Here is a 14,901-nt window from a genome sequence, read left to right on the forward strand (position 1 = left end):
GTTGAAAATAATAATTAACGAGAAATTATAGCCGATTATTCGGCTATATTTTTTTCTAAAAATTCTAAGAAACCACTTTCAAAGACACATAACTAGAATTTATTCTAGAATGTGTTATAATCTATATTGGTTTAAAACACTACTTAGGAGGGAAATTTCTCATGTCAATCTTATTGGGAAAAAAAGTAAAAGTTTTCACATTATCTTCAAATCCAGAATTAGCACAAGAAATCTGCGATTCTATTGGTATTCCACTATCTGATTGCGAAGTATTACATTTCGCTGATGGTGAAATCAACGTTCAGATTAACGAAACTGTTCGTGGTCACCATGTATTCATTATTCAGCCAACAAGTGCTCCAGTTAATGATCATTTAATGGAAGTATTAATTATGTGTGATGCATTAAAAAGAGCATCCGCTAAGACAATTAACCTAGTAATTCCTTACTATGGCTATAGCCGTCAGGATCGTAAGGCAAGAAGCCGTCAGCCAATTAGTGCAAAGCTTGTTGCTGACCTTTTACAGGTTGCAGGTGCAGACCGTGTTATCACAATGGATATTCATGCAGCTCAGGAACAGGGCTTCTTCGATATTCCAGTTGATAACTTTATGGGCTTACCTATCTTAGTAAATTACTTAATGGATAAGCATTTAAAGGATGTTGTTGTTGTATCTCCAGACCATGGTGGAGCAACAAGAGCTAGAGAATTCGCTAAGATTTTAGAGGCTCCAATGGCTATCATTGATAAGAGAAGACCTGAGCCAAATAAGATGGAGGTTATGAACATCATTGGTGATGTTAAGGGTAAGACTTGTATCTTAGTTGACGATATGGTTGATACAGCTGGTACATTAACTGTTGGTGCACAGGCATTAGTTGATGCTGGTGCAACTGAGGTTTATGCAGCTTGTACTCATGGTGTATTATCTGGTCCTGCAATTGAAAGAATTAAGAATTCTGTATTAAAGGAAATGATTATCACTAATACAATTAAGTTACCTGAAGAGAAGAAAATTGATAAGATTACTGTATTATCCGTTGGTCAGTTACTTGGTCATGGTATTTTAAGAATCTTATCTGATGAACCATTATCTGGTTTATTTACTTATACATACGATAAGAGCAAGAGAGAATTATTATAAAAATGAAGCTTATAATTGGACTTGGAAATCCAGGTAAGGAGTATGAGAATACTCGTCACAATGCTGGATTTATGGCAGTCGATGCTTTTGCTTTGAAGCACGATATCTCCTTTAGCCTTGAGCCTAAAATGAAGGGAATGCTAGCCCAGGTCAATTTAGGTGGAAATAAGGCAATCCTACTTAAGCCTATGACATATATGAATTTGTCTGGTGAAAGTGTAATTAAAGTAATGCAGTTTTACAAAATCGAAGTAGATGATATTTTAGTAATATCTGATGACTTAGATTCACGTCTTGGTAGACTTCGCCTTCGCGCTAAGGGAAGCGCAGGTGGACATAACGGACACAAGAATATTGCAATGCATATACACTCAGAGGATTATAAGAGGATTAAGATAGGAATTGACCGCTCTGATGTTATTCCTGTTGTTGATTGGGTGCTAAAAAAGATGACTCCATCTGAACTTGAAATAATGAAAGAAGCAACAGAAATTGCAGCAAATGCAATTGAGGACTTTATTTTAGGCGAAGAATTTGTTAAAATAGCATCGAAGTATTCACAAAAGTAAATATTTTTACTCGCAGGGAGTAGAAAGCCTGGTAAACAGGTTGTAATACCGACAATCGCGGCTTCGGGCCCGGTATTATATTAAATTTTGAGACTGCAGTACCTTATGGCGGTACTGCGGTCTTTTTGTTTCTAAAAAGGGGGTATATAAATGTTTTTAGATTTAGTAGATTCTTGGATATCTAGCTGGACTATTGGGAATTGGAGTATTTTATTCTTTATCGTTTTTTTGATCATTGGAGTATTTTTCTTAGTAAAATGTTGTGACATTTTTGTAGATAGTGCAGCATCCATTGCAAAAAAGGCACATGTATCTCCTTTGGTTATCGGTCTTACGATTGTGGCTATGGGAACCTCATGTCCTGAGCTTGCGGTATCGGCATCCGATTCAATTTCAGCATTAGTGGATTCCATAAGTACAGGCACAACAATTCAAGCGAATATTGCGATGGGGAATGTTGTAGGATCCAATATATGTAATATTTTATTAGTATTAGGATTATCTATTATCTTTACACCTATCATTGTTAAGAAAGCGGTACTGAAAAGAGATTACCCATTCCTAATTGGTGCATCCTTACTTTTGGTTTTATTTGGTATTTTCTTTGGTATTTCATCTGCAGTAGGCGATTATACAATTATGCGATGGGAAGGTATTATCTTTATCGTATTAATGGTAGCTTATTTAATCTATTTAATTTTAGATAGTAAAAGACATCCAACAGATGAAGAGGATGAAGAAATAAAGGATATGCCTGTATGGAAGGCAATCCTATTCTTAGTTTTAGGCGCACTTGGAATTGCCCTAGGTGGAGAGCTTGTTGTTGTAGGATCTAAAAACCTAGCTGTAATGGGGGCAACCGCAATCGGTATTGAATCCGATTTAGCTGAAAAGATTGTAGGACTTACGATTGTAGCTGTAGGTACATCACTACCTGAGCTTGTAACTTCTGTAATTGCAGCAAAAAAAGGCCAAGTCGATATGGCCCTTGGTAATGTCATCGGTTCAAACCTATTTAATATTTTATTTGTATTAGGTGTTTCAGCAACCATTAATCCAATCGTTGCAGATAGTACAATTATCTTTGATTTAGTATTTATGATGACAACAACCTTATTACTATTCGGTTTATCCTTTACAGGTAAGCTAAAGAAGTGGATGGGATTTTTATTCTTAGGATTATATATAGCCTATTTAGTTTATTTAGTTTTAAGAGTTGTTTTAGCATCAAAGGGTATTTGGTTACCTTAAGGACAAAAAGGGGAAATTTCCCTTTTTTCTTTCTTGAAAAGACGAGTTTTATGATAGAATGATAATATAAAATGGAGATGATTATATGGCAAAGAAAAGACAAACAAAAAAGGCGATTAGAGAAGCGAAGAAGCTTGCTAAAAAAAGCCCTAAATTATTTATAACCTTAGTTGTATTATTAGCTATTGCAGCTATTATATTTATTGTATTGTGGAGAGTAGGTGTTATTTCCTTTGGAGATAAAAAGACAGATAAACCAGTTGAGACAACTACAAATCCAGTAGAAACTACAACTACTACAATTACTCCAACAACAACAGAAGTTATCGAAGAAAAAAGCTATAGCTTTGATAGTAATTTAAAATATTATAAGGTAGAATACGATTCTATAAATAATGAATTCCTTGTAAAGGAAGAAGCATCCTTAGAAAAAGATTCCTTATATATTATTGCAAAAGATGTATCAGGTGTGGTATCCTTATATATCCTAGAGGATAATAACACAAAGGAAGTATCCATAGGTGTTTTACCGGCTAAGGTAGAAAAGGAATATGTTTGGATTTTTAAGGAGACTAAGGATTCAAAGAATGAATTTGTAAAATATGTAGGTGGAATTGTTGAAGGTGTTTGTTATGATGAATTCCAAATTCATTTCATGATGCTTGGAAACGATAAGGCTGGAGATTGTACATATATTAAGGCTGGAGATACAGATATTTTAATTGATGCTGGATCTACATCTGGTTCTTATACTACAACTAGTGCTTATATTAATCAGTATTGTAAGGATAATTCCTTTGAATATGTTATTGCAACACACGGAGATCAAGACCATATTGCAGCATTCCCTAATTTCTTTAAGAATTATGAAGTAGATACTGTAATTGATTTTTCATGTGAAACATATACAAAATATCAAGCATTTAAGGAATCTAAAAAGACAACTAGAGATTATTTTGCTGGCACAACTAAAACTACCGCAACATATGGTTCATATTTAGAGGCTAGAGATACTTATGCAAAAAAGCATTATACTGCTGGTGATTGCTATAATAATATCAATGGTGCAAAAAGAACATATCAGCTATCTGAAAATGTAACTATGGATATTTTATATAACTATTACTATTATGATAATAATAATGATGGTAAGGTAGATTCAACAGATGAGAACAATTTCTCTGTATTAACTTTATTCACTTATAATCTAAATGGTACATATCATAGATTCTTCTTAGGTGGAGATTTAGAAAAAGAGGGAGAAGAAAAGTTTGCAGAATATTATGATGGCTCAACAGAAGAAAAAACAATGCATAGCGTAGATTTATATAAGGCAGGACATCATGGCTCTAAAACATCATCGAATGATTGCTTATTAGATATATTACAGCCAAAGCTTTGTGTTGCTTGTTGTTGCTGTGGTACAGATGAATATACACCAATTACAGATAATCAATTCCCAACACAGGATTTTATTAATCGTATTGCGAAGTGGACAGATAAGGTTTATGCACCATCTGTATTTGATTCTTATGAAATTGTAACAGCTTCTCAAGCAAAGGATTCTGATGGTAATTTAAAATTTGATAAGAATGGAAATCCTGTATCTGAAAGAAGTGGAGTTGCTATTGGTGAACAATATATTCATACAACAGGATTTAAAGAGCTAAATGGTAATATTATTGTTTCATGTAATGGTAGCAATGTAGGACTTTGGGCATCTAATAATTTAACAAAGCTTAAAGACACGGAATGGTTTAATTCAAAGGTAACACTAGATGGTATAGAAAGGACAATGAGAGTCTGGCCATCTATTTAAGGAGGCATATATGGAAACTATATTAAATAAAATTAAAGAATTTGACAAAATCATAATTCAAGGTCATAGTAGACCAGATGGAGATTGTATTGGATCTCAATATGGCTTATATTATTTAATTAAGGAGTCTTTCCCTAATAAAACTGTAATTATTACAGGTGAAACTAGTGAATATGTATCTTTTATTGGAAGACCTACATTATGCTTAGATTCTGATTTTGAAGGAGCATTATCTATTTGCCTAGATTGTGGTAATTCAGAAAGATTATCTGATAAAAGATTTACCTTAGCTAAATATGTAATTAAAATTGATCATCATCCAAATGTAGAACCATATGGTGATTATGTATATGTAGATACTACTTCCCCTGCATGTGCACAAATCATTACAGAGTTCTATATGAAATATAAGGATGAGCTTAAAATGACAAAGGAATGTGCAACAGCACTTTATACAGGTATTTTAACAGATACAGGTAGATTTAAATTTGATTCTGTAAATTCTAGAACCTTTAATGCTGCCGCATGCTTAGTAGACCATGGCGTTGATTTAGCTTATATTGACAACAAGCTATCTGTAGAAACATTAGATACGCTAAAGCTTAAAGGATGGGTTTTAACAAACTTTAAGATGAGCGAGCATGGATTTGCATATATCGTATTAAAAAGAGAAACTATTGAGCAATTTAAGGTATCCGATGAGGATGCGTCTAATCAGGTATCAACAATATCTACAATAGAAGGATGTCCTGTTTGGGCATTATTCATTGAGTACCCAGGTGAGATTAGAATAAGGTTAAGATCTAGGGGACCTGTGATTAATCTTTTAGCTTCAGAATATGAAGGTGGAGGACACCCTAAGGCTGCAGGAGCTAAGCTTGCTTCTTGGGATGATTTAGATTCATTTGTAAAAAAAGCGGATACTTTAACATTAGAATATAAAAAGTCTCTTGAAAACTAGAATAAAATTTAGTAGAATAATAAGGGTCTCGTAAAAGGACCCTAAATAGGACTATAGCCAAGCGGTAAGGCAAGGGACTTTGACTCCCTCATGCGCTGGTCCGAATCCAGCTAGTCCTGCCATCAAAGAATAATAGAGATTGTGTCGAGAGACACAAGCCTTTAGTAATAAAGTTACACAAAAAGTAGCGAAAGATAGAGACCTAGCAATAGGTCTTTTTTCTTTATGTTGCACACTTCACGATATCGTGGTATAATGAAATTGGAGGAAATAGAATATGCCAACAATAGCATTATTCTATGGTATTATTATCCAAATGTATTTCTTGAGTTCTGAACATAATCCTCCACATATTCATGCAATCTATAATGATCATAGGGCAACGTATTCATTAATAGATATGACGAAAATCAATGGAGATCTTCCTGTTAAGGCAGAAAAGTTAGTTTTAGAGTGGATGAAGCTTCATATTGATGAATTGCGTGAAATGTGGGATAGTCAGACATTTAAGAGAATTGAACCATTAGAATAGGAGGTGGATGCAGTGAAATATATTTTTCATCCAGTAAGGACTGTTACAGCATTAGATAATTATATGTTATTTGTTGAATTTTGTGAGGGTGTATCAAAAATATATGATATTAAACCATTATTTGAAAGAATACCTATCTTCAACGAATTAAAAGAAAACAATCTATTTTATCAAGTACATGTAGATGTTGGTGGTTATGGTACTATCTGGAACGATAAAATAGATTTAGCTGCAGAAGAACTTTATTATAATGGTACTCTTGTTCCATCTAGATTTGATGGCATTATGGCACTTGGTGACGCTGCTCAATTTTGGAATATAGATGATTCTACATTACGTCACGCTATAAAAAATGGGAAATTTAAATGTGGTACTGACATTACTAAATTTGGAAAGCAATGGGTAATCACCATAGAAGCAATGGTTCGCGAATACGGCGAGCCAAAGCATTAATTGCTATTTGAGAAAAATATATAAAAACCAATAGGAGATGAGGTATTAATTTATGTATTTGAGAAAAATGAAAATAGAAGATTACGATAATGTATATTCGCTATGGATGTCTTGTGTAGGAATAGGATTAAATAATCTTGATGACTCTAAAGATGGAATTGAAAAGTTTTTAAATAGAAATGTGTATCATACATTTGATCCGGCTTTTGCTATAGAAAGAATACTGGAAGAAAAAAACATTTTATTAGATGAAGAATCTCAAAATAAAAAAATAATGAATATTATTAGGAATCAGCACTATGAACAATATGTTAAATTAATTCCTATGACTAAAGAACTTGCACATAAGCTTTTCGTAGATTTCAAAAACGATATTTCACTTTTTGACAATAAGGAAGATTTTAAAGAATATCAATATGAAAAAGAAAAAGTGGATTTATATGCGGATAGTTACAAAGAAAAAGGATATATTTTACTTGCAATAATATATAAAGATGAAGTTATTGGAGAAATTAGATTTAAAAATATTACTGAAGAATCTGCAGAATTAGGCATAATATTAAAAAACGATAATTATAAAAATAGAGGCTTAGGATCATATTCTATAATAAAAGCTTTGGATTATGCTAAAACATTTTTAAAATTAAAGAAGATTATTTTATCTATATTGCCTAGTAATACTAAATCAATTCATGTTTTTGAAAAAAACGGATTTAAAGAAACTCATGAAGATGATAAATTTGTTTGGTTTGAGAAAATATTATAAAATTATGTAATTAATTTGTTAGGCTTTCCGCTAGCCTTACGCGTCATTTTTTGTACTACCCTGCTATGGCGAGCCAAAGCAATAATTGCTATTTGAGAAAAAAATAAAAAATAATACTAATTATGATGAAGCAAATATACAATTTAAGAAATTGTTACTTACTATAAAAAAACACAAAATATAGTGTAAAATGAAATGTAAGGTGCCACTTGACAAAATTCTAGGCTACTCTTTATGGAATGTTTGATTTGCAAGGCATACAATTAAGTTGCAAATATGGAGGGGACAAATATGCAGTTAGCAGATAAAATAAGAATTATTAGAAAAGCTAGAGGTTATTCTCAAGAACAACTTGGTGATAGGCTATCTAGAGTAAGTGAAAATGGAATTAGCCGTCAAGCAGTATCCGATTGGGAAAATGGAAAGACTGAACCTAAACTAGATAATATTAGGGATTTAGCTGAAGTATTAAATGTATCTTATGATGCGCTATTAGATGAAAGTATCGATTTAGAAGAACCTAAGGTATTAAGTAAAATATTAGGTGAAAAAGAAACTGAACCAAATATAGTTGCTACACCTAATAGATTACACTTACTACATTATGAATATATTAGTAAAACTAAATTATTTAATATGCCACTTGTGCATATTAATATCGGCTTTGGAGTAAGAAGAGCTAAAGGCGTTATTGCAATTGGAAATATTGCAACAGGATTACTTTCAATAGGGTTAGTTTCTGTTGGCTTAATTTCTTTAGGAGTTTTATCTTTAGGTTTATTGTTTGCTTTTGGAGCATTATCTTTAGGCTTCTTATCTATTGGTGCTATAGCAATAGGCTTCTTATCTATCGCAAGTATTTCAGTTGGATATTTCTCAATAGGTGCAATAGGTGTAGGTAAATATTCAATTGGAGCTTTAGCTTATGGTTCTAGTATATCTTATGGTTCAAAGGCCTTTGGTGGTTGCCCAATTGAGACAAATAATGGAGAAATCTCTTATACAAAAGAACAAATTAAAAATATAATTGAATCAAACGCAAAGAATGTCCCTTATTTCATTAAGCAAATCTTTATAGGATTAGGCGCATAATATGGAAAAAGAAAAGAAGTATATTATTCTTATAGTAGAAACATTAATTATTACAGGAATGCTATGTCTAGCTAAGTTTATTCCATCTACAGGTATTAATGGCCTAGATATAGTATTCAATATATCTTATAACTTAATTATGGGAATTACAGCCTTTATAGCTTGTAAGCTAACAGGAATAAAGATTGATTTTGAATGGAAGAATTATAAACAATTTATTATTGGTTTTGGTATCGCATCTTTATTAGCATTAGCTTTAGGTGTAATCCCTGCAGCATGTGGAGGAAGCTTGGCTGGTCCACATCAAAATTTTAAAATTTGGAATTTCTTATTTAATTTATTCTATTTATTATTAATTATTGGACCAGTAGAAGAAATGGTATTTAGAATGTATTATCAAAATACTTTTATATCATTTTTTAAAAAATATAAGTGGATTGGTATAATAGTAGCTTCTATTATATTTGGATTATTCCATATCTTTAATGGATGGATCTCAGTACTAATTACATTTGGAATAGGATTAATATTTGGATTTTCTAAAGAGTATATTAAAGATATACATTATCCGGGAATATCATTTGCTCATGGATTATATGATTTATTCCTTAGAAGTATAACTTATATATTTTAATTACATATAAAGTTTAATATGAATATTACAGTTTAAAGGCCTCTAAGGGGCTTTTTTTCGTTTGGTAGACACTCATATAAAATTAAACAAAAAATATTCATTAAAATACTTGAATAAAATTTTTAATTAAGATTCAATTGAATTATAAAGGAGTTTTATTGTGAAAGTATTAAAGAATTATTCAAGTAAAAATGATGTCAATATATGTCAAATAGTAGCTTATAAGGGAAATGAATTATTGATAGAAGAGTATCGTAATGCTTTTTCCAAAGAAGACACTATGAATGTAATGAGTGTTACTAAGTCAATCACTTCGCTTCTTGTAGGTATTGCAATAGATAAAGGATATATTAGAAGTGTAGATGATTATGTTATGGATTATTTTAAGGACTATACTCCTAAAAGAGGGGAAAAAATGATTTATGATGTAAAAATTAAGCATTTATTAACAATGACTGCCCCATCTAAAGGAAAGAGTGAACCTTGGAAGAAGGTATGTACATCTAAGGATTGGACATATACAACACTAGATATATTAGGTGGAAGAAATGGTACTATTGGAGAATTCAAATATAGAACTTTAATAGTCCAGATATTATTAGGAATTATAAAGAATAGCACAAAAATGAATGTATTAGATTTCGCAAACAAGTATTTATTTAATCCCTTAGGTATAGAAAATAGAGGCAGCGCAAATTGCTTTAACGCACAAGAACAAATGGAATATACAATGAGTAAAAAGAACCACGGAAAAGTATGGTTTTTAGATCCTACTAATATGCCTACAGCAGGTTGGGGATTATCCTTATCCGCCTATGAAATGGCTCAAATTGGATTAATGGTATTAAATAAAGGCGTTTATAATAATAAAAGAATAGTAAGTGAAAATTGGATAGACCAGATGGGTAAATCATACATTTCATTAGATTTAAAATTTGGTAATCAAGATTATGGATATATGTGGTGGTTACCACATAGAACATCTAATGTTATAGCCGCGATTGGTGATGGTGGAAATGTCATCTATGTTAATTATGATAAAAATATCGTAGTTGCTATAACGGGATATTTTAAACCTATGGTATTCGATCGAATTAAATACATAGAAGAAAATATAGTTAAACCAATAGAATAAAAATTCAGTTAGCCTACCGCGTCATTTTTGTGCTACCTGCTATGGCGTTAGACAACTTTGTCGTATGACACAAGCCGTTAGCATAAATGTTACACAAAAAGTAGCGAAAGATAGAGACCTAGCAATAGGATATATATCCCCTCTAATAAAGATAGAAAGAAGTAGAGAAGCAATAATTAAATAAATGGTCTTTAACTATTTGCTTTATAATCTTCTTCATTGTAAAATGTATATAATTAAAAGAGGTTATGATATGAGAAGAAAAGAAAGACCACAGCTTACTAAAGATCAAATAAGAAGAAATATATTTTTAACAACTATTGTTATTGTATTAATTGAAGTATTATTATTAACATTAATATTTGTTAGAAAACAATACAATTTATTATGGACTCCAGCAATATTTGTTATCGTATATTTCTTTGCTTTATTTATGGATTTTGGTAAGCTAAAAGACCTTGAAAACCAAGACGAAAATGAAGAAAAAAATGAAGAAAATGTTTCTTTAGAAAACGAAAATGATGATATAAATAATGACGAAAACGAAGTAAAAAACAATAACGCATAACGTTTTTGTAATCAAACAAACGAACGAAAAAAGTATTAAAATAATGGCTTGTTCGATTTTAAAAAAATCCCACAATTGAGCCATTTTTTTAATTTTTGTATACTTCCGAAAATTGGGCAAACGTTTACACGAAAAATTACTCTTAAGAGTAGCCTTCTTGTGTTGTTTTTTTTCTTTTCAAAAGGTATAATTTTAGAGGTTAAAGGGATCGCGCCTTTAAACAAGAAAGAAGGAATATGGAATGAGTGAATACAGCGGTTGGACTGGTTTTAAGGGTTCTAAATGGAAGAATTCAATTGATGTTAGAGACTTTATTCAGACAAACTACACAGTGTATGAAGGGGATGAAAGCTTTTTAGCAGGTCCTACAGATGCAACAAAGACTCTTTGGAAGAAGGTTTCAGACCTACAAAAAGAAGAAAGAGCCAAGGGTGGAGTTTTAGATATGGAAACAGAAGTTGTTACATCCTTAACAGCTTATGGTGCAGGCTATATCGATAATGAAACAAAGGAACTAGAAAAGGTTGTTGGTTTACAAACAGATAAACCATTAAAAAGAGCATTTATGCCATTTGGCGGTATTAAAATGGCTGAACAGGCTTGTACTACTTATGGTTATACTCCATCAGAGAAGATTCATGAGATTTTTACAAAATATCATAGAACACATAACGATGGTGTATTTGATGCATATACAGAAGAAATGCTTCGCTGTAGACACAATAAAATTCTAACTGGCTTACCTGATACTTATGGTAGAGGTAGAATCGTTGGTGATTACAGAAGAGTTGCTTTATACGGTATTGACTTCTTAATTGAAAACAAAAAGCGTGATTTAAAATATACAGGTCTTCGTGGAATGGATTACGAAACAGTACAGCTTCGTGAAGAAATTGCACTTCAGATTCGTGCATTAAATGAAATGAAGATTATGGCATCCATTTATGGCTTTGATATTTCAGAGCCAGCAAAGAATGCTAAAGAAGCATTCCAGTGGTTATATTTTGGATATCTTGCAGCTATTAAAACACAAAATGGTGCTGCGATGAGTGTTGGTAGAGTTTCAACATTCTTAGATATCTATATTCAAAGAGATTTAGAAAATGGTACTATTACTGAGGCTGAAGCTCAGGAATTAGTTGACCATTTTGTAATGAAGCTTAGAATGGTTAAATTCGCAAGAATCCCATCATACAATCAGTTATTCTCTGGTGACCCAGTTTGGGCTACACTTGAGGTTGCAGGTATGGGTGGAGATGGTCGTCCTCTTGTAACAAAGAATGATTTCAGATTCTTACATACATTACAGAATATGGGACCAGCACCAGAACCAAACCTAACAGTACTTTGGTCATCTAGATTACCTGAAAACTTCAAGAAGTATGCAGCATTAATCAGTGTTGAAACTTCTTCAATTCAGTATGAAAATGACTGTGTAATGAGACCTATTTGGACAGATGATTATTCTATTTGTTGTTGTGTATCTGCAACACAAACAGGAAAAGAAATGCAGTTCTTTGGTGCACGTGCTAACCTAGCTAAGTGCTTATTATATGCAATTAATGGTGGTGTTGATGAAATTACTCATCAGCAGGTTGGACCACAGTATTCCAAGATTTCAGCAGATCTTTTAACATATGATGAGGTTATTGCTAAATACGATCAGATGATGGAGTGGTTAGCAGAAATCTATGTTAATACATTAAATGTAATTCACTTCATGCATGATAAATATTATTATGAAGCTGCAGAAATGGCTTTAATTGATACAAACGTAAGAAGAACCTTCGCAACAGGTATTGCAGGTTTCTCTCATGTAGTAGATTCCTTATCTGCAATTAAATATGCAAAGGTATCTGTAGTAAGAGATGAAACAGGTATCGCAACAGACTTCAATATCGAAGGCGACTTCCCAAGATATGGTAATGATGATGATAGAGCTGATGAAATTGCAGTATGGCTATTAAAGACATTCTTAGCAAAGATTTCTCGTCATAATACTTATAGACATTCTGAGCCTACAACATCCATCCTTACAATTACTTCTAATGTAGTATATGGTAAGGCTACTGGTTCTATGCCAGATGGTAGAAAAAGAGGAGAGCCATTATCTCCAGGCGCAAACCCTGCATATGGTGCAGAAAAGAATGGTCTTCTTGCATCCTTAAACTCTGTAGCTAAGCTTCCATATGAAATGGCACTTGATGGTATTTCTAATACTCAAACAATTAACCCTAATGCATTAGGTCATAATGATACAGAAAGAAAGAATAATTTATCTCAGATTTTAGATGGTTACTTTGATCAGGGAGCTCATCATTTAAATGTAAATGTATTTGGTACTGAAAAGCTAATTGATGCAATGAATCATCCTGAAAAGGAAGAATACCAGAACTTTACAATTCGTGTATCTGGCTATGCAGTTAAGTTCATTGACTTAACTAAGGAACAGCAGCTAGACGTTATTGCTCGTACTTGTCACGAAAGCTTATAAGATATGGCTAGCGCATTTTATTCAAAATTTGAATCCTTTGCGTCAGTAGACGGACCTGGTGTCAGGTCCGTTCTGTTTCTTTGTGGATGTCCATTTCGTTGTCTTTATTGCCACAACCCAGAAACCTGGACTACAAAGGGCGGAAAAGAAATAACAAGCGAGGATGCATTTAAGTTATTATCTAAATATAAACCTTATTGGAAAAACAATGGAGGAATTACTATTTCAGGTGGTGAACCACTTCTCCATATGGATTTTTTAATAGAGTTATTTAAGCTTTGTAAAGAAAAAGGAATATCAACTTGCATTGATACTTCCGGAGCTCCATTTACAAAAGAAGAACCATTTATATCTAAATTTAATGAGTTATTAAAATATACAGACTTATTTTTAATGGATATTAAAGCACCAAATGAAGAATTACATCAGGTGATTACTGGAAAGTCCAATAAAAATGTCTTAGAAATGTTTGATTATTTAAATGAAAAAAATATACCCATTTGGATTCGATATGTATTAGTCCCTAAATATACAGATTCCAAAGAAGTATTAAATCAAACAAAGGATTTTATAAATACATTAGGGAACGTGAAAAGAGTAGAGGTATTACCATATCATCCATTCGCACTTCCAAAATATGAAGAGCTAGGTATTGAATATCCACTAAAGGATATTAATATGCCAGATAAAGAATCCTTGGCTTACGCAAAAGAATTATTAGAATTTGAAAGATAATCGTACATAAAAAGTACGATTTTTCTTTACAATAAGAAAAATGCATATATAATTATAGATGGAAAATGAATAACACTTCTATAAAAGGGAGTAGGTGCCCAATTGTTGGGTATATATATCGTCAAGACGGGAAACCCGGTATATATTTAAAATTCGAGACTTTTACAATTTAGGATTGTAGAAGTCTTTTCTTTTCTTTTGGAGGGGACAAAATGAAAAAACATTTACTTTATGGTAGTTTTAGAGAATTGCTTGCTTTTGGTATCATTGATCTTGCAGCGATTTTGGCACTTGTTACTCTTAATATAAGTGGCAATGCCAAAATCTGGTACAATGTAATATTGATTGTTATTGCAAGCTTATTCTCTGTTTCATTTGTTATATTTTTGGTTTTTTATGTCATTAAGCTTTATGCAAGATGTGGAAAGAAAACAACCGGTGTAATCTTGGATGTTTTTCAAGTATGGCATAAAAGAAGACCAGATGATTATGTAATTGAAGTAAAATACACCAATGAATTTAATAAGGAATGCAAATTCTATGACAAGATATCTTGGGAGTTATTTGATCTTTTATCTAAAGATGATATCATTCCTATTCGAGTTCATGGTAAATTTGGCGCACTTATTCCTAATGAGGTACAAGATTATATGGAAAGAACATTAAAAAGGAGATCCGGTTTATAAGATTTCATATAATCAGAAGTGAATTTCATTTTTAAATATATAAAAAGGAGAGAGAAAGTAT

At 32.0% G+C, this 14,901-nt stretch carries 15 protein-coding genes and 1 tRNA gene; all 16 read left to right on the forward strand.

The window, feature by feature from the left end:
• Window positions 1–161 precede the first annotated feature (161 nt).
• Window positions 162–1,145, forward strand: coding sequence for a ribose-phosphate diphosphokinase (locus EI71_RS01925; protein ID WP_119015566.1), 984 nt, complete (start codon window positions 162–164; stop codon window positions 1,143–1,145).
• A gap of 2 nt (window positions 1,146–1,147) precedes the next feature.
• Window positions 1,148–1,714, forward strand: a complete 567-nt coding sequence (gene pth, locus EI71_RS01930) for an aminoacyl-tRNA hydrolase (RefSeq protein ID WP_119015567.1) — start codon at window positions 1,148–1,150, stop codon at window positions 1,712–1,714.
• Between the two features lie 150 nt (window positions 1,715–1,864).
• A complete protein-coding gene (locus tag EI71_RS01935) occupies window positions 1,865–2,965 on the forward strand; it encodes a calcium/sodium antiporter (protein WP_119015568.1) in 1,101 nt (366 codons plus the stop codon).
• Window positions 2,966–3,050: 85 nt separating this feature from the next.
• Window positions 3,051–4,784 carry a ComEC/Rec2 family competence protein gene (locus EI71_RS01940; protein ID WP_119015569.1) on the forward strand — a complete coding sequence of 578 codons (1,734 nt, stop codon included), beginning with the start codon at window positions 3,051–3,053 and terminating at the stop codon, window positions 4,782–4,784.
• Window positions 4,785–4,794: 10 nt separating this feature from the next.
• The gene (locus EI71_RS01945; RefSeq protein WP_119015570.1) at window positions 4,795–5,745 is read left to right on the forward strand and encodes a DHH family phosphoesterase; all 951 of its coding nucleotides are present in this window, start codon (window positions 4,795–4,797) and stop codon (window positions 5,743–5,745) included.
• A gap of 47 nt (window positions 5,746–5,792) precedes the next feature.
• Window positions 5,793–5,867, forward strand: a tRNA-Gln gene (locus EI71_RS01950).
• A gap of 155 nt (window positions 5,868–6,022) precedes the next feature.
• A complete protein-coding gene (locus EI71_RS01955) occupies window positions 6,023–6,277 on the forward strand; it encodes a DUF4160 domain-containing protein (RefSeq protein ID WP_119015571.1) in 255 nt (84 codons plus the stop codon).
• A 12-nt stretch (window positions 6,278–6,289) separates the two neighbouring features.
• On the forward strand, window positions 6,290–6,730 hold the full coding sequence (locus EI71_RS01960) for a helix-turn-helix domain-containing protein (protein ID WP_211321004.1): 441 nt from the start codon (window positions 6,290–6,292) through the stop codon (window positions 6,728–6,730).
• A gap of 67 nt (window positions 6,731–6,797) precedes the next feature.
• On the forward strand, window positions 6,798–7,496 hold the full coding sequence (locus EI71_RS10560) for a GNAT family N-acetyltransferase (protein ID WP_211321005.1): 699 nt from the start codon (window positions 6,798–6,800) through the stop codon (window positions 7,494–7,496).
• A 291-nt stretch (window positions 7,497–7,787) separates the two neighbouring features.
• Window positions 7,788–8,588 (forward strand): helix-turn-helix domain-containing protein, encoded by an 801-nt coding sequence (locus EI71_RS01970; protein WP_162849685.1) that lies wholly within the window; start codon window positions 7,788–7,790, stop codon window positions 8,586–8,588.
• Window position 8,589: 1 nt separating this feature from the next.
• Window positions 8,590–9,222, forward strand: a complete 633-nt coding sequence (locus tag EI71_RS01975; protein WP_119015573.1) for a CPBP family intramembrane glutamic endopeptidase — start codon at window positions 8,590–8,592, stop codon at window positions 9,220–9,222.
• A 160-nt stretch (window positions 9,223–9,382) separates the two neighbouring features.
• Window positions 9,383–10,357: a serine hydrolase domain-containing protein gene (locus tag EI71_RS01980; RefSeq protein WP_211321006.1), complete on the forward strand. Its 975-nt coding sequence runs from the start codon at window positions 9,383–9,385 to the stop codon at window positions 10,355–10,357.
• A gap of 253 nt (window positions 10,358–10,610) precedes the next feature.
• Window positions 10,611–10,925, forward strand: a complete 315-nt coding sequence (locus EI71_RS01985) for a hypothetical protein (RefSeq protein ID WP_119015574.1) — start codon at window positions 10,611–10,613, stop codon at window positions 10,923–10,925.
• A gap of 241 nt (window positions 10,926–11,166) precedes the next feature.
• Window positions 11,167–13,419 (forward strand): formate C-acetyltransferase, encoded by a 2,253-nt coding sequence (gene pflB / locus EI71_RS01990; RefSeq protein WP_119015575.1) that lies wholly within the window; start codon window positions 11,167–11,169, stop codon window positions 13,417–13,419.
• Between the two features lie 3 nt (window positions 13,420–13,422).
• Window positions 13,423–14,154: a pyruvate formate-lyase-activating protein gene (gene pflA / locus EI71_RS01995; protein WP_119015576.1), complete on the forward strand. Its 732-nt coding sequence runs from the start codon at window positions 13,423–13,425 to the stop codon at window positions 14,152–14,154.
• 212 nt (window positions 14,155–14,366) lie between these two features.
• Complete coding sequence (locus tag EI71_RS02000) at window positions 14,367–14,840, forward strand: hypothetical protein (protein ID WP_119015577.1); 474 nt, start codon at window positions 14,367–14,369, stop codon at window positions 14,838–14,840.
• Window positions 14,841–14,901: the final 61 nt, after the last annotated feature.

Source organism: Anaeroplasma bactoclasticum (assembly GCF_003550015.1).
In the GTDB taxonomy this organism is placed as follows: Bacteria; Bacillota_I; Bacilli_A; order Acholeplasmatales; family Anaeroplasmataceae; genus Anaeroplasma; species Anaeroplasma bactoclasticum.